This is a genomic window from Pseudoalteromonas agarivorans (assembly GCF_024518735.1).
GTDB classification, from domain to species: domain Bacteria; phylum Pseudomonadota; class Gammaproteobacteria; order Enterobacterales; family Alteromonadaceae; genus Pseudoalteromonas; species Pseudoalteromonas atlantica.
Genome location: NZ_JANIGJ010000005.1, coordinates 297,264 through 318,770 on the forward strand (window position 1 = coordinate 297,264; position 21,507 = coordinate 318,770).

The 21,507-nt window shown below is 43.4% G+C and carries 11 protein-coding genes; 5 read left to right on the forward strand and 6 right to left on the reverse strand.

All coding sequences use genetic code 11. From position 1 onward, the window contains the following. Nucleotides 1–61 precede the first annotated feature (61 nt). Nucleotides 62–790 carry a glutathione peroxidase gene (locus NQT65_RS11505; protein ID WP_004589654.1) on the reverse strand — a complete coding sequence of 243 codons (729 nt, stop codon included), beginning with the start codon at nt 788–790 and terminating at the stop codon, nt 62–64. Nucleotides 791–899: 109 nt separating this feature from the next. Between NQT65_RS11505 and NQT65_RS11510 the strand changes: the two genes are divergently transcribed. Further along, on the forward strand, nt 900–1,790 hold the full coding sequence (locus tag NQT65_RS11510; protein ID WP_029774511.1) for a LysR substrate-binding domain-containing protein: 891 nt from the start codon (nt 900–902) through the stop codon (nt 1,788–1,790). Here NQT65_RS11510 and NQT65_RS11515 read toward each other — a convergent pair. Further along, the gene (locus tag NQT65_RS11515) at nt 1,787–2,980 is read right to left on the reverse strand and encodes a flagellar assembly protein FlgT (protein ID WP_256851224.1); all 1,194 of its coding nucleotides are present in this window, start codon (nt 2,978–2,980) and stop codon (nt 1,787–1,789) included. The genes NQT65_RS11510 and NQT65_RS11515 overlap by 4 nt on opposite strands. A gap of 129 nt (nt 2,981–3,109) precedes the next feature. Between NQT65_RS11515 and NQT65_RS11520 the strand changes: the two genes are divergently transcribed. The 3 genes from NQT65_RS11520 to NQT65_RS11530 all read left to right on the forward strand — a co-directional run bounded on the left by NQT65_RS11520 (nt 3,110) and on the right by NQT65_RS11530 (nt 6,598). Beyond that, a complete protein-coding gene (locus NQT65_RS11520; RefSeq protein WP_004589651.1) occupies nt 3,110–3,565 on the forward strand; it encodes an LPP20 family lipoprotein in 456 nt (151 codons plus the stop codon). Nucleotides 3,566–3,932: 367 nt separating this feature from the next. Beyond that, nucleotides 3,933–4,640, forward strand: coding sequence for a transglutaminase-like cysteine peptidase (locus tag NQT65_RS11525; protein WP_126007890.1), 708 nt, complete (start codon nt 3,933–3,935; stop codon nt 4,638–4,640). Beyond that, on the forward strand, nt 4,640–6,598 hold the full coding sequence (locus NQT65_RS11530; RefSeq protein WP_126007888.1) for a bifunctional diguanylate cyclase/phosphodiesterase: 1,959 nt from the start codon (nt 4,640–4,642) through the stop codon (nt 6,596–6,598). Before NQT65_RS11525 ends, NQT65_RS11530 begins: the two co-directional genes overlap by 1 nt. A 134-nt stretch (nt 6,599–6,732) precedes the next feature. On the opposite strand, the gene NQT65_RS11535 is transcribed toward NQT65_RS11530, so the two are convergent. Genes NQT65_RS11535 through NQT65_RS11550 form a run of 4 tightly spaced genes read right to left on the reverse strand, consistent with a single transcriptional unit; the run spans nt 6,733 to nt 12,927 of the window. After that, nucleotides 6,733–7,320: a LuxR C-terminal-related transcriptional regulator gene (locus NQT65_RS11535; protein WP_024033058.1), complete on the reverse strand. Its 588-nt coding sequence runs from the start codon at nt 7,318–7,320 to the stop codon at nt 6,733–6,735. A 23-nt stretch (nt 7,321–7,343) separates the two neighbouring features. Beyond that, entirely contained in the window at nt 7,344–8,765 is a 1,422-nt protein-coding gene (locus tag NQT65_RS11540; RefSeq protein WP_256851225.1) for an HlyD family type I secretion periplasmic adaptor subunit, read from the reverse strand. Next, nucleotides 8,762–10,900: a type I secretion system permease/ATPase gene (locus NQT65_RS11545; protein ID WP_024033056.1), complete on the reverse strand. Its 2,139-nt coding sequence runs from the start codon at nt 10,898–10,900 to the stop codon at nt 8,762–8,764. The genes NQT65_RS11540 and NQT65_RS11545 overlap by 4 nt, the downstream gene beginning before the upstream one ends. A gap of 53 nt (nt 10,901–10,953) precedes the next feature. After that, on the reverse strand, nt 10,954–12,927 hold the full coding sequence (locus NQT65_RS11550; RefSeq protein WP_096739239.1) for a TolC family outer membrane protein: 1,974 nt from the start codon (nt 12,925–12,927) through the stop codon (nt 10,954–10,956). Nucleotides 12,928–13,151: 224 nt separating this feature from the next. Here NQT65_RS11550 and NQT65_RS11555 point away from each other — a divergent pair. Beyond that, the coding region (locus tag NQT65_RS11555; RefSeq protein WP_256851226.1) for an Ig-like domain-containing protein at nt 13,152–21,507 on the forward strand (8,356 nt) is incomplete at its 3' end.

A 21,507-nucleotide genomic window follows, 5' to 3' on the forward strand; every position in this document is an offset into this window, starting at 1 on the left:
CAATCTGGGCGATGAGATTGATATAGAGGGGCGCGTACGCCCCTGCTATTTTTTTACTTAATTAAGCAAAGTATTTTTCTAAATCGTCTGAGCCGCCAATGTGTTGTCCACCAATAAATATTTGTGGAACAGTGTCACGGCCAGAAATTGCTTTAAGGCTTGTTAATGTAGCGCCTGCACCCATAACAACTTCTTCAAATGCGTAGCCTTTTTCTGTTAGTAGCTCTTTTGCTTTTTTACAGAAAGGGCAACCAGGCTTAGAAAATACGGTTACTGGCTCTGGCTTAGTTTGTTTTGGGTTGATGTAGTCAAGCATTGTGTCTGCATCAGAAACTTCAAACGGGTCGCCTGGTAAATCTGGTTCGATGAACATTTTGTCGATAACGCCATCTTTAACTAGCATAGAGTATCTCCAGCTGCGCTTGCCAAAGCCTAAATCGTTTTTATCTACTAACATGCCCATGCCGTCAGTAAATTCGCCGTTGCCATCAGGTAATAATGTGATGTTTTGCGCTTCTTGATGCTCTGCCCATGCGTTCATTACAAATGTATCGTTTACTGATACACATACAATTTCATCAACGCCATTTTGCTTAAGTACACCGGCTAACTCGTTGTAGCGTGGTAAGTGAGTTGATGAACAGGTTGGTGTAAATGCGCCCGGTAGTGAAAACACAACAACGGTTCTGCCTGTAAAAATTTCGTCTGTGGTTACTGATTTCCATTCGTCGTTTTGACGTGTTGCAAATGTAACGCTTGGGATTGTTTGACCTTCAATATTCTTTAACATAGTTTGTTCCTCTTGATTTGTTGGAGCCATTATGGCGAGAATTTAAATATAGTTCCAATCGTTTGTTTGTATTAAACTAATAGGTATAGCCTATCAGGTGGAGATGAATTTGAACTTAAAAGATTTAGAGTATGTAAAAGCAATAGCGCACCACAAGCATTTTCGCAAAGCGGCCGATGCCTGTTTTGTTAGCCAGCCTACATTAAGTGGGCAAGTAAAAAAGCTTGAGCAAGAGCTTAATGTTGTTTTATTTGACCGCTCAACTAAGCAAGTTACATTAACAGCGCAAGGTGAACGTTTGTTGACACAAATAAACGTTATTTTAGAGCAAACAGAAATCTTAAAAGAGCTGGCGGCTACTTCAAACGGGCCGCTACAAGGTAAGCTAAGAATTGGTATTATTCCTACTATTGCGCCGTACTTACTCAGCGCTTTACTGACCTCTATGAAAGCGGCGTTTAGCGAGAGCCACTTTTCGTTTATAGAAATGCAAACAGCGACTATGCTAGAGGCGCTTGATAACGGCGAGCTCGACTTTGCAATTTTGGCCGATGTTCCCGAGCTTAAAAACTACCATACGGTTAATGTGTACAAAGAAGACTTTATGGTTGCTGTTTCAACCGATAACCCGTTATCTAATCGTAAAAAAGTAGCGCTAAGCGATTTACAAAGTTGTAGCCTATTAATGTTAAGTGATGGCCATTGCTTTAAAGATCAAGCCCAAAAGTTTTGTTTTGCTGCGGGAGTGGATGTGTCGAACCAATATCAGGGCAATAGTTTAGAAACTTTATTGGCGCTGGTGGCGATAGATGACGGGGTGACATTTGTGCCCAAGCTTGCGTGTACACAGCGTGTAGGGATTGATTATTTAGCCATTTTTCCTAATCAGCAACGTAATGTGGTATTTGCTTGCAGAAAACACTACCCGCGTTTGGCGGGCGTTGAGCAATTAGCCCAGTGGTTGGCAGAGCACCCAAATTTAAAGCGGGCGCTTATTTAGCGTTCTTGGCTTGCAACTTCTACCACATCGTTTATTTGTACCCCAGGCAAAGGCTTATCGTTAAGGCTTACAGCAATGGCGCTTTGTTTATAAAGTTGCTCAACCACAATGGTGTTAAGCGTGGTGATGGTATGCGGCATAGTATTGCCTTGTGCATCGGTTAAGTAGTTATGGTGCGCAATGCTTAATAGCTGGCCTTTTTTAAGGCCATGATCTTTGCCTAGGTTTATCACCAATTTATTGTTTTCCATGTGCATTATTTTTCCTTTAGTAGGAAAACACGCCATGGCCGCTTGTATATCGTAACTGACCGTTTGATTTATATCGCTAATACTTTGCCCAAAAGGTGATTGCCAAAACCTATCGCTATTTACATCAACTATGGCTGTTTTTTCAAATGGCCATACAGCTTGGGTATGATAGCTGTTTTGCCATAATTGTTCGTACGTGGTGCCATCAAACAACATAAACTCAATAGCGTAGCTGCGCTGGTAGGTTTCGTCTTGCCAAAAGGCGTAGTCGTTGTTGAGTTTATCGCTTGGCGCTAAATTGGTTATTTGGCTTAATAAAACATATTGCGCGTTGCTTCTGGCTGAAAGCTCTTCTAGTTGTGCATTTGAGTAGTCGTGCTGCTGATTAAAGTAATTGTCTACATTAATTGCTTTATTGTAGTAAGCAACGGGCAGGGCGCTCATTTTTGTGCTTTGCAAAGCGCTAAATAACTTTTTACTAATGGTTTTATTTACGTCAAATATTTGACCCATTAAGGCATGTTCACGATGAACAAGCTGGCTTTGGGTTACAGCAACAAATTTATTAAAGCTACTTTGTGGGCATTGCTCTGTTTGGGCAAATACATCAAGCCTAAGCGTAATGGCAAATTGTTGATTTTGGCGTTGCTCGCTCACCAGCTCTATTTTTTGTATTTCGCCGTGGCTACTAATTTTTAGCTGATCTTGCGTTAGCACGCCATCTACCAAGGTTTGTACAGAGCTAACCCGGGCGCCAGAAAACACTAATGCTTGTGTAATTGCATCTTTAATTGCGGCCGATTTAGCACTGCTTATGTCGCCATTTTGTATTTGTGCATGGCCGGTAGATTCAAACCATTGTGCGTAAGTACTGGTAGAAAACGTTAATAATGCAGCGCTAGTAACACCTGCAAATAGTGATGATAAAAACGTGTTCATACTGGTACTCCACATAAAATTAGTTAATTACGCTTTAGCTAAGCAAGGACTGCACCAATATGAGGATTTTATAACAAATGGCATTAAACCTGCATTTATTTGCGCAATTAGTTTAAAGGGTGCAAATAAATGCGTGCAATTATATTACTTACTTTAGCAGGCCTTGGCCTTGCCGGTTGCAGCAACGTGTTTGATAAACATGTTGAGTACAAATATGTAGAGCCAAATAATTATCCCATACTTAAAGCGGTTGGTTATGCACCTATTAGCTTGCAGCAAGGGGCTAATAAATCACAAAAGCAATTAATGGCAATTAAGGCCTCTAAGCTTGAGGCGTACCGTGAACTGACTGAGCAAGTTTATGGGCAAAAAATTACAGCGGGCACGTCTGTAGCAGGTGCTATTGCTCAAAACGATTACATGGAAAGTAAAGTGCAGGGCATAATTAAAGGTGCGCAAATTATTAAAACTTACTCAGTTGACGATGTATACGTTACTGAGCTTGAGCTAAACATGAAGCGCGTGCATGACTTATACATAGGTGAAATTAAGCCGCGTGAAGTTAAAAAAGTGACCTACTACTAAGTAACTGGCCAGTACTTTAAATAGTAAAGCTACATTAAGCTGCTATTTTAGCGGTTGGTTTTAGCGTTAAGCGCGTGCGCGTGGAATATACTCGTATAGCAATACATAACTTTGCTACTTACGGGAGCGTTTTTCTGTAAATCTAGGGTTTGATAAATCAGCTTTAAATACAACGATGGTTCAATACGTTAGTTAATGTATTAAGCAATGTTGAAATGACCGAGTTAAAATTTAAATCTAGTAAAAAAACACATACAAAATATCTCATCCTTTTATATTGAGTGCTATGCTGTTGTTACGAATAATATTTGAACAAGTAGTGTAGCGTTTAGTATATGTTTTTAATTTTTCTTTTTTTGGGCTGTGAATGACACTTAGGCCCACTCTTTCCTCAAGTAAGCTATTTTTTTGGTGCAAAAGCAATTTGCGCTATTTACTGCTATTTTTTTTACTTTCAAGCGGCGTGTTTGCGAGCCGTTTAACTATTCAATTTAATACCTTTATAGAATTAATGGGGCAAAAGTATGGCCCTGCGCGAGTCACTGTGGCGCGTAATTGGCAAACTATGTTGGTGCGCACCCAAAATAAACCAGAACAACAACAAATTTTAATTGTTAACGACTTTTTTGCACGCAATCTTCGATACCAAACCGATATACAGCTTTGGAAGCAAAACGACTATTGGGCTACGCCATTAGAAACCCTTGGCCGTGGTTTAGGTGATTGTGAAGATTATGCCATTGCTAAATACATTAGCTTACGCGCCTTAGGCGTAAGCGACGACAAGCTTAGGCTTATATATGTAAAAGCTAAGCTTGCTGGTACAAACAAAACACAAGCACACATGGTATTAGGCTACTTTGCTACGCCTAATGCTCAGCCGCTTATTTTAGATAGTTTAATAACAAAAGTGTTACCTGCAGCAAAACGCGTTGATTTAAGCCCGGTATTTAGTTTTAACAGCCAAGGTTTATGGGCAAATAACTCGACTAAAAGTGTAGCCAGCCCGACAGCAAGGCTATCGCGTTGGCGTAAAATTTTGGAGCAGACATCACAAGAAGGGGTTATGTGGTAATGGCGTCATTTTCCTTATTTAAGTTTTTCAAAAAAAGAAAAATCACTCTTAGGCAAGAGCTGTGGATCACCTTGCTGGTGGTGATTTTTGTTGGCTTTATAAGTAGCGTGTTAATTAGTACTAACTCTGCTAGAGACTATTTTTCTACGCAGCTGTATTTAAAAAATGTTGATAATGCTAGCTCTTTGGCGCTGATGATTAGTCAGCTTGAAAAAGACCCTGTAGAGCTTGAGCTGTTAGTATCGGCCACTTTTGATACCGGCCACTACAAACGCATAGAACTGCAAGACCCAAATGGTGAAGTTATTGTAAAGCGCGTATTTACCGACACGTTAGAAAATACCGCACCAGCTTGGTTTAGAGCGGTATATGGGCTTAATGTACAGCCAGGTGTAGGGCAGGTTAACAACGGTTGGCAGCAATTTGGCACCTTATTTGTTGAAAGCCACAGCCAATATGCTGAGCAAGCATTGTGGGAAAGCGCCCTTAAACTGTTTTTTAGCTTTTTAGTGGTGGCCTTTTTTGCCTGTGCCATAAGTGCGTATTTATTACGTAGAATTTTAACGCCACTTGATGATGTGGTGTACCAAGCTAACGCCTTTGGCGATAAGCGCTTTATTAAATCAAAAGTACCAAAAACCTTTGAGTTTGCACGCCTTGTGCAGTCGATGAATTTATTATCGACACGGTTTAGTCGCATTATAAAAGAAGATAATAAACGCTTAGAGGAGTTGCGTTTTAAAGCCCAGCACGATGAGCTAACAGGGCTTGCCAATCGAGAGTATTTTAGTGCCACATTAGAGGCTCATTTACAAAAAGTGAAAGATCATGCCCATGGTGCTTTGTTTTTATTTAGGGTGGTTAATTTAGATAAAATAAGTGAATCGATTAGCCGTGTAGAAATGGTTAACTTTTTACGCCGTTTTTCTCAGGTGTTAACACAGTTTTTAGAGTCGAATCAGGCGCACTTTTCAGAAAACTATATTGCGCGTATATCACATACCGACTTTACCGTTTTGTTTAGCGATACTGATGATATTCAGGCGCTTAGCGAGCAAATAACCGCACTGCATAAATCGATTGTTGATGAATACAAAAATATTGATTTGGCCATTGTACACAGTTGTACCTACATAGAGAAAAACGACACTCGATTTGATTTATTACGCCGTGTAGATGGTTTATTAAAAACAGCAGGTAACAAACCTGGGGTGCAAGCAAAAGTCATTGATAATAAACAAAAGAGTGAAATTTTTGATGACTCAACTGGCTGGCAAAAGGCTATTGAGGATGCACTTGAGCAAAAAACTATACAGTTAAATTGTTTAGAGGTTATGGGTTTTAACGACACCTTGTTACAGCATCAGCTTAGTTTAAGTTTAGAATTTGGCGGCCAACATTATAAATCAAGTTACTACTATCAATGGGCTAATCGCTTAAACCTATTAGCGCGTTTGGATTGGAGTTTAATCAAGCAAATTGTTAAACAGTACGGTGAAGCGCCGCCAAATGAATTGATTGCTGTAGAGCTTTCGGCGCAAACATTAATGGATGATACCGCGCTTGCCTCGGTATTAACCTATGTATCTGCCTTTCCTGATTTGGCAAAAAATATATGTTTTGATATACGCGAAAATATTGTCGTAAACGAAAAGGATATATTTAAGGAATTTTGTGAGCAGGTGCGTTGTATGGGCGCTAAAGTGGCACTTAAACGTGTGGGGCCTGAATTTACTAAGATTAAGAACATTCAAGAATTTGGCTTAGAAATGCTTAAAATAGACAGCATTTACGCGCATAACATTAGTTACAGCCAAGACAATCAAACCTTCTTACGCGGTGTTTGCACATTAGCACATTCTATTGGTATTAAAGTGGTCGCGCAGGGCGTAACAAGCCAAGACGATATAGATACACTGGTTAATCTTGGCTTTGATGGAGTTATTAAAGAGTCTTAAAGCGACTCTTTAATTAAAGGGGAGTGGTTTAATAATGGCGGCGAATAGGTAAATGCAATTCAGTATTTAACCTATAAGCCGTTGTTTATTAATTTTAACTATAACTGGCGAAGGTTTTATTATTCCAGCTTAAGCTAGTTACCTTTAACTGCTAACATAAGTTGTATACGGTCGCGCACTTTTAACTTAGTGAAAATTGAGCTCATGTGCTCTTTAATTGTCCGCTCTGTAATATTAAGTGACTCAGCGGCTTGTTTATTGGTTGCCCCTGTTATAACTATATCAACAACTTGGCGTTCGCGTTTAGTTAAGCTTTGAATATCGCAGGCTTGGGTGTAATTTATTTGCTGCTGACTTAGTGCCCCAACAATATTAGATAGTAGCTGCCCAGGTAACCACAGGCCGCCTGAGCAAATAGTCTCAAGTACCTGTTGTAATATTACTTTAGATGCAAGTGCTTCTACATAGCCTCTTGCGCCCGCTTGCAGGGCTGCTCTAAGTTCCTCTATTTCTAGATTTGTGGTCATTACAATAACTGGCAAGCGTTTTTGGGCATATTTTTTTACCAGTTCAAGCCATCCCGAAGTGCCCGCCAGAACCCATATAATACTTGATGCATTAATTTGTTTTGGTTCTTTGGTGCATATTACACAACCTGCAAACGCACTTCGCCAGTGGCTCGATTCAAGTTCGGGTTGTGTAATAAATATACTTTGACGCATTAATTTACTCCAATAAATTCAGTTTAGCGTTCTGTCATTGCTTGCGATGTAGCTCTGAGTACGGGTTTAAGTAAATATTCCAAGACGGTTTTTTTACCAGTAATAATATCCACTTGTGTGGTCATTCCTGGAATTATAGTCAACTCTTCTGAAAAGTTATTTTTAGTGGTTTTTAATTGCACTAAATAAAAAGTATTTTCTCTGTCGTCGGTAATTGTATCTGCACTTATATGCAGTACCTCGGCTTCTAGTCCGCCGTATACCGCAAAATCATAGGCGCTAAATTTAATCATGGCGGGCTGCCCAGGGCGTAAAAAGGCAATATCTTTCGGCGGTATTTTTGCCTCAACAATAAGTTGATCGTCTAAAGGGACTATTTCTAAAACGTCACTGCCGGGTTGTAAAATGCCGCCAACGGTATTAACCAATAAACGTTGTACCGTGCCTTTAACTGGTGATTTGATCTCAGTTTGGGCCACTTTGTCGGCAAGCCCTGATTCGGTCTCTTTTATCGACTCTAAACGCAGCAATGCCTCCGAAAGCTCGTTGTTCCAGCGGTTGATCATCGCAAGTTCGACTTCTGTTACTTTGTTTTTAGCTTCGTTGATAGCCGATAAACTCCGGTTAATAACGGCTTTAGTGCGGTTTATTTCGCCGTTTAAATCAACTATTTCACGCTCTAACCTAATGATGTCTATATCAGATACAGCACCGGTTCTTAACAGTGGGCGTGTTACTTGCAGCTCACGATTACTTAGCCTTAGAGCGCTAGTGTGTTGTTGCAAAGCGGCTTTTGCTTCAATGTGATCTTGTCTGCGTTGCTCTAGCTGGCGTTTATGAATAGCCACTTGCTGCTCTAATTCTTGGCGATTACTTAAATATATTGAGCGCTCATGAGCGACCGCCTCGGGTACTTGCTTAACAAGCTCATCAGGAAAAACGAGATCTTCTTTTCTGGTAAGGGCTTGTAACCTTGCTACTTTTGCAGTGAGTGATTGCACTTTAGATTGGTTTTCTCTAAAGCTTGAAATAAACCGAGTAGGATCGATTTTTATTAATACGTCACCTTCCTCAACAATTTGCCCTTCTCGAATGTTTATTTTTTCTACCATACCGCCATCGTAAGATTGCACTAACTGTAATTTATTTGATGGGATAACGCGTCCTTCACCACGGGCAACCTCATCGAGTGACGCAAAGCCTGCCCAAATTGTAAGCAAAATAAATGCGATGCAAATGAGGTATAACAAAAAACGTGCGCTGGCAGGCTCTTGCTGCATTTTTTCCCATTGCGCATCGACCACCCAATCTTGTGATTCAGGAGGCGAAAGCCAGCCTTTAAATAAGCGATTAAAGATTGAAGGCTTACCTTTTTTACGTGCTTCTATTGCTTTACTTACCGATTCAAAAGAGCGCTGCTCTAGTGGCTTTTTATTGTCACTCATGATGCTTGCTCCACTGTTTGGTTATTCAGTGCGGCAATTACTTTTTGTTTAGGCCCATCGGCAACTATTTTTCCGTTATCGAGCACGATAATGCGATCAACCAACGAAAGTAAAGACGAGCGGTGAGTAACTACGATTAAGGTTTTGTCTTGGGTGGCGGTTTTTAAATTTTGAATAATTTTATTTTCACTATTGTGATCAAGCGATGAGGTAGGCTCATCTAACAGCATAATAGGGGGGTCGTTTATTAGTGCGCGCGCTATACCAATTGCTTGTTTTTGGCCGCCAGATAGCAGGCGACCTTGCTCACCAACTTGTAGGTCAAACCCATCGGGGTGAGAGTTGATTAACTCGAATAACTGACTTTTTTCGCATGCGCTAATTATTTGCTCATCTTTAGCATGCCATGCGCTAATAGTGAGGTTGTCTTTTAAACTACCAAAAAACAACGCTATATTTTGTGGTACGTACCCTATGTTATGACGAAGTTCTGCGGGGTCTATTTGTTGTATATTGTTGTTATCGACCATTACGGAGCCTGCGGTTGGGTCGTAAAGGCCTAAAATAAGTTTTTCGAGGGTGCTTTTACCCGAACCATTGCGCCCCAAAATAGCCACTTTTTCGCCCGCTTTTATTTTAAAGCTAATATTACTAAGCGCATCGGCCGCGTCGTCTTCATACTTAAAGCATACGTCTTTAAATTCTATTTCGCCGTTTAATACGGGGTGGCTTAACCAATGTTTATTTGGCGGGCGCTCAACGTCTTTCTCCATTATTTCGTTAAGCGATTGCATAGCAATAGCAGCATGATGATATTGCGCAAGTACGGCGGCGCATTGCCCAAGCGGCCCCATTGCACGTGATGAAAGTAAGTAAGCAGCTATTAATCCCCCTTGCGTGAGCTCGCCTTCAATAACTAAATGAACACCGATGATCATAATGATCACGCCAACACATTGTTGTATCCACGCTGCGCTATTAGAGATTGAGCTTGAGATTAAGCGACTTTGCGCATTAACCTGAGCAATATAAATAGTTGATTTTTCCCATGTTGATTGGGTTTTGCATTCGCTGTGAAAACTTTTTACATCTTCAATGTTGGTTAAGCTTTCTACAAGTATGGAGTTGCGCATTGAGCTTGCTTTCATGGTTTGCTCTGACAGCGCTTCAAGTTTTCTGTGGGCTGCTATGCCATAACTTAAAAGTATTAGGGCACCTGCGATAATGGGTAGGCTTAGCGGTACACCTATTATTGCAATAACAATTAGGTATATAGCAACAAAGGGTAAATCAACCAGCGCAACCAAGGTTATTGAACTAAAAAAGTTACGTACGGCTTCAAACGATTGTATGTTACTCGCAAATGACCCCGCTGATGAGGGTCTATTTTTAAGCTTCATACCAAGTACGCGCTCCATAATAACCGCAGACACTTTTACATCTATACGACTTGCCGCAAGCTCTACAAAGTAGCTGCGTACTAAGCGCAGTACAAAGTCGGCGGTCAGCGCTATTAAAATACCGATGGCTAAAACCCAGAGGGTTTCTGTTGCATGGTTAGGAACTACGCGGTCATATACATTCATTACAAATAAAGGCATGGCAACAGACAAAACGCCTAATGCAATGGCGGAGATTATGACGTCTTTGTACAGTGCGCGGCATTCTTTTATTACGCCCCAAAACCAGCCGTCTTTAGAGAGCTTTTCAAGCACCGGGGAGCGCTCATCAAACATAAACTCTGGATGAGCATAAATAATTAAACCTGTTGATTTTTCAATTAACTGTTCTAGGTCTTCTTCTACAACAGACTCGGTTAGCTCGGGGTAAGTAACTTGCGCTGTTTGTTTTTGGTTATCAATAGCGGTTACCACGCACGCTTGGTTATTATTTAAAATAATAATGGCGGGTAATAAAGCAGTATTAATTTGATTAAGAGGCTTATTTACAACTTTTGATTTAAAGCCCACACGTTTTGCAGCACGTGCAAATCCTGAAGGCGTTAAGTTTCCATCTGTTAGTGGGAGGCCATTTAATAAGGCCTCCCTTGAAAAATCTTTATCATGAAAGCGGCACAATACTGCAAGGCAATCTACCAGTGCGCCGCCATGATCAAGTACATCATTTAATTCCATATACCATCCAATGTTATGTAAAACATTTTAAATTTATTTGTTTTAAGCACCTCTTAACTATCGGTAATAACCGCCTCAATACGGCGGTTTGCCGCATTAGCACGTACCGAAATTTCATTAACGCGTGGCTGATCAATACCATAACCAAATGATTGAACACGATTAGGCGCTATACCAAATTGCTCAATAAGTAATTGTGCTACGGCAAAGGCGCGTTGCTCTGAAAGTTTACGGTTGTATTTTCTATCGCCATCTAATGAGGCGTGACCTTGGATCTCTACCTTTTTGTCAGGGTTATTTTTTAAAAACTCCGCGAGCTTTTCTACCTCTTGCAAGTACTCTGAGCGCACTTGGCTTGAGTCGGCTGAAAAGGGAATACCTATTTCAACTGAGTCGGTCGCTTGGTCATACAAAGTACACCCAGATAGGTCTACATTTGTTCCCGCTGGGGTGCTTGGGCAGGTGTCTTGCTCGTTAGGTACGCCGTCGTTATCGTCATCTGCAAAACTCGATGCGCTAGGAGTTTCTGGTGGCATTTCTAAATACCTAGGCATTGCTGTAACGCTCATGTAGGCGTTATCTTGCTTGGCTTTTTTTTGTAAAAAAGCTTTGCGCTTAAAGGTGGCAGCTACATCGTAACTTGGGCATATATTTTGTGCGTTATGCACGATTGGGTCATCTGTTAACTCTGTTAATGTTGGGTACTTGTCAGACATAACATTTAGAGCTGGCAATAGTTTACCCATTTCGTTAAGCATAGTTAAAATGGCTGTTTGTCTATCGTATTGAGCAACAATGTACGAGCGGTTAGATTGAAATGCTTCGTTTTCAGCGTCAAGTACATCAAGCAAGGTGCGTTGGCCAATATCAAATTGGTCTCGGTAGGCTATTTTTACTCTGTTTGACGAGTTTTTATAGCTTTCAAGCGTGGGTAGCTTTTGCTCTATATTGTTCACATTATGATAGGCAATTTGTAGGCTTTGACGAATATCAACACAAGCTTGATCGCGTTGATACTTGGCAATATTTACATCTTGGTATGCTTGTTCAAGGTTGGCGCTATCTAGGCCCCCGTTGTACAGGTTATAGGTTATGTCTATACCTACCCGTGCTTCGGTTCTTGTTTCGTTTAAACCTAGCTCGTCTCTGTCTTGTGTGCCGTAACGGGCAGATAAGTCTACGTTTGGATGAAACGCAGCCTTTTGTGCCTGAGCATTGGCTTCTTGCGCCTCTATATTATAAAGCGATGCGTAAAAAGCAGGGCTGTTTTTATAGGCTATATCAAGCGCTTGGTTAATAGAAATGGGCACGTTTTGCTCATCTAATTTGGCTTGTTTTATATCATTAACGGGTAGCTCGCCAACAACTCTTAAATAACGCGCGGTTACATCGTGCAGGTTAGCGTACTCGGTTAGCACATTAGATTGCGCTAGCGATAAGCGCCCGCTAATTTGCTCTAGATCTGCTGCTCGGGCAACACCGGCTCCTACACTTTGTTCAATTTGTTGGTATACAGACTCGTGTTCTTGCAGGTTTTCTTCAGCGAGTGTCACAAGTTCTTTAAATTTTTGCACATCTAAAAATGCAATAGATGCATCTAATGCAGTTTGCTCTGTTTGTGAGAGTAATTCAAAATACCGAATGAGCTGAATACGCTCAAACCTTTCAACGGTGTTAGATGTTCTGAACCCGTCGTAAAGCATTTGAGTAACACTAAGCTCTGCAGTGTTGCGGTTGTATTCGTCTTCTATACCGTAGTTTCGGCGCTCATAACCTGCGCTGGCAGATACATCAACGCTAGGTAAGTAGCCTGAGCGGGCTGCATCTACGCCATAAATTGAGGATTTAAATGTATGCCATGCTTGTTGTACCTCTGGATTATTTTCAATTGCTTTACTGGTGACGTATGTAAGCGGTGCCACAGAGCTGTCATCGGCTTTTACCACGTTAGTTGCGCCAAGCGCACTTAGCGTTAAACCTATAAGCAGCTTTCCTTTTTGCTTTAGTAAAGTATTTTTTGTAATCATTTCTTCCTCTTAGGGTTACTTGGGCTATCAATACCTACCCTATGGTTTAGTCAATAAATTCATTTTTCGCAAATAATCGTTTTGGCTAGCATAAAATTTATTATCTACCACTTTTTTATTTTTAATGTTTTTTTTAAAAACTGTACTTGAGTACAGTATCTAATGCGTTTTGCTGTTCTACATTTTAATTAATAGTTTTAATTCTTATGTTTGAGGTAAGTAAAATGGAATCTAATCAATTATTAGTAATAGACTTAAAAGGGTCTGCTGGTGTTGTTTTAGAAGATGGCACAATTAAGCCACTTGAAGTGGGCGATACTATTACTGTGGGCGATTTAGTGGTTACCGCCGATAATTCATCGCTAACAATTGATGTGCAAGGAGAAACACTGTCGATTCCTGCTAATCAAAACGTAAAGATCACCCCTGATTTATTAGCACAAGAAACCCGCGATAGCAGCGAAACCACAGTGTTTGACGAAAGCCTAGATGCGGCCATTGCAAGCTTAGAACAAACTGATAATAACGATGGCCAAACGGCGGCTAATTCTGATGTTACTGACTTTTTAGATGCCTTAGAGGGCGATGGTGATATTTTAGATAATTTAGAAGCAACGGCCGCAGGTGGTGCTGGTGGTGCGGGATCTGGTGGAGGAAGCTCATTTGTTCAGCTTACACGTATTGCGGAGGGGGTTAACCCTAATAGCGTTGCATTTGATTCAAGCTTTGATCCTGATTCTACAGAAGCGCTAAATATTCGCGACACCTCTGATGGGGTAGTTCCTGATGATGGCACTGCATCTATATCATTAAATGAAGTAGGTTTAACTAATTCATCTCAGCCAACAATTAGTGGTACAAGTGAAAACTTAGTGGGTGAAACAGTAAATATTACTGTGACAGATGAAAATGGTAACTCTCAAGTAGTAAGCGCGGTTATTGGCCCAGATGGCACGTTTGAAATTACATTGCCTAACCCGATAGCCGATGGCCCCGTGAGCGTAGTTGTAGAAGCCACCGACCCAGATGGTAATGCGTTTAACGATGCTATTTCTATTGAAATAGATACCACAGCGCCAGTAATTAATATTGACCCTGTTGCAGACTCTGCATCTCAAACAGTAACGGTTACGGGTTCGGTAGCGGGTTTGAATACTGGCGACAACGTCTCTGTAACTCTTACCGATAGCACAGGCACACAACAAACAATTGTTACACAAGTTGATGCACAAGGTAATTGGAGTATTACCACTACATCGCCTTTAGCAGAAGGGGAGTTTAATGTTAACGCAGTAGCAGTTGATGCCGCTGGTAACCAAGCAATTGACCAAGCTGTTGCGAGTATTGATTTAACCGCTCCAGAAATTACAGTTACAGTAGCGGGTGAAACAAATAATGCTACGCCGCCATTAAGTGGTACTACAACCGGTGTGCCACAAGGTACTGAAGTAACAATCACAGTAACCGACAGTGCAGGCGAAGTGCAGCTTTTAACTGCCATTACCGGTGAAGATGGTAGTTGGGCTGTTGATGTAGGTGTGGCACTACCAGAAGGTGATTTTACTGTTGATGCGCAGGTGAGTGATAGCGTAGGCAACCAAGCACTTGCAAGTGATGCTGGAGTTATTGACTTAACGGCGCCAATTGTAGAAATTAATGCGATTGCCGATACGCAAGATACAACCCCAATTATTACTGGCTCTGCGCAAGATGTGCCAGCAGGCTCGGTAATTACCGTGGTTATTACCGATATTAATGGGCAAGTTCAAACGCTGTTAACGCAAACAGATGATGATGGCAGCTGGTCTGTAAGTGTTTCTACACCTTTAGCACAAGGTGAGTTTGAAGTTAATGCAACTGTGACCGACACTGCAGGTAATGAAGCACAAGCTGTAGAGCAAGGGTTAGTTGATTTAACTAGCCCTGAGATAACGGTTACGGCCATTGCAGACACTAATGACACTACGCCTACTTTTGTTGGCCGTGTTGAAGGCGCACCAGAGGGCTCTGTAATTACTGTTTTAGTAACCGATAGCGACGGTAATATACAAACCTTAACAACGACACTTGAGGCTGATGGCACGTGGAGTGTTGAATCGCCCAACGCTATTCCTGGCGGAGAGTTTAGTGTTACCGCGACAGTGAGTGACCCGGCGGGTAACGAAGCATCCGCGCAAACAAGTGGTGAAGTTACATTTGCCCCTATTTCTATTCAAATTGACTCTATTGCAGATACAAACGATACCACGCCACTTTTAAGTGGTAATACCGGTAACGTGCCTGCTGGTACCACTATAACTCTAACGATTACCGCAAGTGATGGCAGTACTTTTAATCTTTTAGCGGTCACGCAAGAAGATGGTTCTTGGAGCGCTCAAGTTACAGAGCCTCTGCCTGAAGGGGATTTTACCGTAGTTGCAGCCGTTATAGACGATGCGGGTAATGAGGCACAAGCAAGTACGGTCGGTAATGTAGATTTAACCGTAAGTATTAATTTTATTATTGATACTAATGATACCACTCCAACAATTAGTGGTACTACGCAAGATGTTGACGCAGGTGCGGTTGTTACTGTTACCTTTACAGGCAGCGATGGCGCAACAGAAACTGTGCAAGTAACCACAAATGCTGATGGTTCGTGGTCAATCGAAGCAACCGATGAGTTGGTTGAGGGTCAATTTACGGTGGTTGCAACAGTAACCGATGCTGCTGGCAATACTGCCTCTGCTACTGAAGTAGGGGAAATAGATTTAACTGATCCTGCGATTACTATTAACCCAATTACAGATACAAACGATACAACACCGAGTGTGACAGGTAGCGTAGTAGATGTACCCCAAGGTACTGAGGTTACCTTATTAATAACCGATAGTGACGGTAATCAACAAACTATTACAGCGGTTACTAATGCCGATGGAAGCTATAGCGCCGATATACTTAATGAGCTTAGCGAAGGTGACTTTACAGTTACTGCAAGTGTAAGTGACGAAGCAGGTAATAGCAGTACAGCGACGGTTACTGGCACCATAGATTTAACCGCACCTAGCGTAACTATAGATAATATTGGTGATACAAACGATACAACGCCTACTATAAGCGGCTCTACTCAAGGTTTAGCTGCAGGTAGTGTGGTTACAGTGATTGTGACTGATAATGCTGGCGCTGAGCAGCAATTTGTCACTGCTATAAATGGTGATGGCACATGGAGTATAGATGTCCCACAAGCATTAGCTGAGGGTGAGTTTAGTGTGGTGGCAAATGTAAGTGATAGTGCTGGTAATAGCGCGCAAGACTCACAAACTGGCACTATAGATTTAACCGCTCCAACTATTAGTGTAAATGACTTTACTGACTCTAACGATTCAACACCTGTATTTAGTGGTACCACAACTGATGTAGAGCCAGGTAGCTTGATCACTGTATTAGTAACAGACTCTAATGGTGATTCGCAAACCTTAACGGCAGTTGTTGCAGAAGATGGTTCTTGGCAAGTAGGTGCAACGACTGCAATTGCTGAGGGGGAGTTTACAATAACGGCCACAGCCACTGATGCAGCTGGAAATGAAGCCTCAGCCACAACTACAGGCGTTATAGATACTGCAGCGCCCACACTAACAATTGATCCGGTGGGTGATACAAACGACACCACACCGACTATTTCAGGGTCTGCCACGGGTGAGCCTGAGGGCACAGTTGTTACGATCACCGTGACGGATGAAGCGGGTAATCTGCAAACCATTACTACCGAAGTGCAAGCCGATGGCACCTTTAGTGTGGATGTACCGAATGAGCTGAGTGAAGGTGAATTTACCGTTGAGGTATCGGTAACCGATAACGCAGGTAATGAAACTACAGCAACGACCACAGGTGAGGTTGACACTGCAGCGCCCACACTAACAATTGATCCCGTGGGTGATACAAACGACACCACACCCACTATTTCAGGGTCTGCCACGGGCGAGCCAGAGGGCACAGTTGTTACGATTACTGTGACTGATGAAGCGGGTAACCCACAAATCATTACTACCGAAGTGCAAGCCGATGGCACCTTTAGTGTGGATGTACCGAATGAGCTAAGTGAAGGTGAATTTACCGTTGAGGTATCGGTAACCGATAACGCAGGTAATGAAACTACAGCAACGACCACAGGTGAGGTTGATACCGCAGCGCCTACAGTAATAATAGATCCCGTGGGTGATACAAACGACACCACACCCACTATTTCAGGGTCTGCAACGGGTGAGCCAGAGGGCACAGTTGTTACGATTACTGTGACTGATGAAGCGGGTAACCTACAAACTATTACCACTGAAGTGCAAGCCGATGGCACCTTTAGTGTAGATGTACCGAGTGAGCTAAGTGAAGGTGAATTTACCGTTGAGGTATCGGTAACCGATAACGCAGGTAATGAAACTACAGCCACTACCACAGGCGAAGTTGATACCGCAGCGCCCACAGTGTTAATTGACCCGCTGGGTGATACAAACGACACCACACCCACTATTTCAGGGTCTGCAACGGGTGAGCCTGAGGGCACAGTTGTTACGATTACTGTGACGGATGAAGCGGGTAACCCACAAACTATTACTACCGAAGTGCAAGCCGATGGTACCTTTAGTGTAGATGTACCAAATGAGCTGAGTGAAGGTGAATTCACCGTTGAGGTATCGGTAACCGATAACGCAGGTAATGAAACCACTGCAACCACAACCGGCGAAGTGGACACGGCTGCGCCATCAGTGATAATCGACCCAGTTGGCGATACTAACGATACCACACCCACTATTTCAGGATCTGCCACTGGCGAGCCAGAGGGCACAGTTGTAACGATCACCGTGACGGATGAAGCGGGTAACCCTCAAACAATTACTACCGAAGTGCAAGCCGATGGCACCTTTAGTGTGGATGTACCGAATGAGCTAAGTGAAGGTGAATTTACCGTTGAGGTATCGGTAACCGATAACGCAGGTAATGAAACCACAGCAACAACCACAGGTGAGGTTGATACAACAGCGCCGGTTGTGACCATAAATGCGCTAGGTGATACAAGTGATACTACACCAACTCTATCAGGTACGGTAAGCGGGGAACCTTCAGGCTCAACTGTTACTTTAACTGTAACGGACGCTAATGGTGCAGTGCAAACAATCACTGCACAAGTCATTGCAGATGGAAGTTGGACAGTAGAAGTACCCGTAGCTTTAGCTGAAGGTAGCTATACTGTTGATGCTACTATTAGCGATAACGCTGGCAATGAAGATACTGCAAGCGCCTCTGGTACTATTGATACAAGTGCGTTAACTATCACTATTGATGTGATTGGTGAAACCAACGATCAAACCCCACAAATAAGCGGTGATACATTTAATGCAGAAGTAGGTTCGTCTGTTGAAGTTCAGATCACAGACTCTACAGGTGCGACTATCACCTTAACTACGGTTGTTGATGCAAACGGACAGTGGAGTGTTACTCCGCCAGCCGATTTACCTGAGGGAAGTGTATCAATCAGTGCAACAGTGACTGATTTAGGCGGTGGTTCAGCCATAGCAGAACTTGATGCCGTAATTGATATTACGCCGCCAACCATACAAATTAACGATCTAGAAACCAGTAATGATACAACACCAATTATTGCTGGTAATACTACAGGCGTTGTTTCTGGCACTGTAATAAGCTTGACTGTTACAGATTCGCAAGGAGTTGTTCGCTCGTTTAATACGACAACAGATGCACAAGGGAATTGGAGTGTAGAGCTTTCTCAAGAGTTGGCTTCAGGGGATTACACTGTACAGGCAGCGGTTTCTGATGCTGCAGGCAATAGTGCTTTAGATACAGCAACCGGTAATATTGATACTGCGGGGCCAAGTTTAACCGTTGATTTTGATGCTGTAACCAATGATACAACACCGACTATTTCAGGCACGAGTGATGCCGATGTAGGTACAACGATTACTGTAGTGATCACTGATGAAAACGGTGTTGAACAAACACTAACAACCACAGTAGATGCCAATGGAAGTTGGGAAGTAACCCCTCAAACAGACTTGAATGAAGGTGATAACACCATCGAAGTGAGCGTGTCTGATGAAGCAGGAAACACAACAACAGTAACCGATACAATTACTTTAGATACACAAGCACCCACATTAACCATGCAAACCGTGGGTGATGTAAATGACTTAACCCCTACACTGCAAGGCACCAGTAACGAAATTGGCGGCACGGTAACACTCACCGTGACCGACAGTGACGGCGTTGTGCAAACCATTACCACCACCGTTGGCACGGATGGGCATTGGGATATTGAAGTGCCCAGTGCGCTGGCACAAGGCGACTTTACTGTAACGGCCAGTATTACTGACGCCGCAGGCAATGAAAGTACCGCCAACAGCAGTGGCAATGTAGATACCATTACCCCAGTTGTAACTGTGGATGCACTGGGACTTGGTAACGACAGTACTCCACTTATTAGTGGTACTTCAACTGAGCCAGAAGGCACAGTTGTAAACATTGTAATCACCGACAGTAATGGCGATGAAACACCGCTCACCGCCACCGTTGATGTCAACGGCAATTGGCAAGCAATCAGCCCAGAATTACCTGATGGCAGCTACAGTGTACAAGCCAGCATTACGGATGCGGCGGGCAATACAGGCGGCGCTACGCAATCGGGCAGCATAGATAGCCTTGCACCGACTCTGACACTCGATACTGTGGGTGCCACCAACGACAGCACGCCAACCATTAGTGGTACCACGAATGCACCAGCCGGCACGGTAATTAGCATCAGCGTTAGCGATGGCATTACCACCGAAACCTTTACAGCCACAGTCCAAGCGGGTGGCAGCTGGTCAGCTGATGTACCAAATGCATTGGTTGATGGTGAGTTGACCATTGAAGCCAGCGTGAGCGACAACGCCGGTAACACCACCACAGTTAGTGAAACAGCCACGCTGAACACCACCGCGCCAAGCATTAGCATTAATGCCTTGGTTGATACCAACGACACCACGCCAACCATTAATGGTACAAGCGATGCAGCAGATGGCACCACCATTAGCTTAACGTTTGAAGATAGCGCGGGTAATATTACGACTGTTGATACCACCGTCACCGGTGGCGTATGGAGCGTTGATGCACCAACTGAATTAGCGGAAGGCGAATACACAGTGACCGCCGAGGTAGACGATGGTCTGGGTAATATCGGCAGCGCCACAGAAACCGGTATTATTGACACCACTATGCCAGCGATTGAAGTGAATGAGCTAGTTGTTACCAATGATACAACCCCAACGATCACCGGCACCGCGAATGCACCGCAAGGCAGCACCGTAACGGTTGAAATCACCGATAGTAATAATGTGACCCATACGGTTACAACGACCCTAGGAGCTAATGGCACGTGGAGTGTGGCTGCCTCACAAGCCCTTGCTGAAGGTAACTTTACTGTAAGTGCAAGCGTAAGCGATGCAGCGGGTAACACAGCTACCGCCACAGGTGCAGGGGAGGTTGATACCATTGCGCCAACGCTTGATTTAACCAGCCCAGGTTCAAGTAACGATGTCACACCAACCCTAAGCGGCACCAGTGATGCACTAGAAGGCACCGTGATCACCTTTACGGTTATCGATGATTTAGGAGCCCAGCAAACCTTTACCACCACCGTGGATGCGAGCGGTAACTTCTCAGTGGAAGTACCGACGGCACTTGCAGAAGGACCGTACAGTATTGAGGCCAGCATTAGCGATGATGCAGGTAACAGCACTGATATTTCTGGCAGCGGTAACATCGATACCACCGCGCCAAGTGTGAGTGTGGATGCACCAGCGCTCACCAACGACAGCACACCAACAGTTACGGGCACCAGTGATGCACCAAACAGCACCGTTACGATAACCTTTACCGATGCAGCCAATGCCGTACAAACTATTGATGTACAAACCGATGCGAATGGTAATTGGAGTGCCACCCCAGCGACTGATTTAGCTGAAGGCAACTACAGTGTTAGCGCCAGCATTACCGATGCAGCGGGTAACACGGGCACAGGGACAGACAGCGGTGAAGTGGATGTAACTCCACCGGCTCTTGCCTTTACGCCAACCTTCGAGCTTGGTTTATTGGTTACCCTAAGTGGTACGTCTGACCTGCCAGCAGGCAGTGAAATCACCATCACCGAGCAACTTATTGGCGGGGGTGTGGGTGTAACTTACACCACCACAACCGATGCCAACGGTAATTGGTCTTTGGTGGGGCTTGATGTATCACTACTGGATGTAGGCTCTGTGATTGCCACAGCCACAGATGCAGCAGGGAACACACGCACAATCAGCTCAGATGACTTTGATAACACACCACCTACGCTCACAGTTGAGGTGGATGCACAAAGCAATAGCAACACGCCAGTTATTAGCGGTACAAGTGACGCAGGCGAAGGGGCACAAGTAACGATTGTAGTGACCGACAGTGACGGTAACCCACAAACCATTACCGCCCTTGTTGATGCCAACGGCGAGTGGAGCGCCACCCCAGCGACACCACTCAGTGAAGGTGAAAGCACGATTGAAGTGAGCGTACGCGATA

Bases quoted from the DNA above. Each gene is read 5' to 3' on its own strand.
- NQT65_RS11505 (WP_004589654.1), bottom strand. From the start codon at position 790: ATGTTAAAGAATATTGAAGGTCAAACAATCCCAAGCGTTACATTTGCA.
- NQT65_RS11515 (WP_256851224.1), bottom strand. From the start codon at position 2,980: ATGAACACGTTTTTATCATCACTATTTGCAGGTGTTACTAGCGCTGCA.
- NQT65_RS11520 (WP_004589651.1), top strand. From the start codon at position 3,110: ATGCGTGCAATTATATTACTTACTTTAGCAGGCCTTGGCCTTGCCGGT.
- NQT65_RS11525 (WP_126007890.1), top strand. From the start codon at position 3,933: ATGACACTTAGGCCCACTCTTTCCTCAAGTAAGCTATTTTTTTGGTGC.
- NQT65_RS11530 (WP_126007888.1), top strand. From the start codon at position 4,640: ATGGCGTCATTTTCCTTATTTAAGTTTTTCAAAAAAAGAAAAATCACT.
- NQT65_RS11535 (WP_024033058.1), bottom strand. From the start codon at position 7,320: ATGCGTCAAAGTATATTTATTACACAACCCGAACTTGAATCGAGCCAC.
- NQT65_RS11540 (WP_256851225.1), bottom strand. From the start codon at position 8,765: ATGAGTGACAATAAAAAGCCACTAGAGCAGCGCTCTTTTGAATCGGTA.
- NQT65_RS11545 (WP_024033056.1), bottom strand. From the start codon at position 10,900: ATGGAATTAAATGATGTACTTGATCATGGCGGCGCACTGGTAGATTGC.
- NQT65_RS11550 (WP_096739239.1), bottom strand. From the start codon at position 12,927: ATGATTACAAAAAATACTTTACTAAAGCAAAAAGGAAAGCTGCTTATA.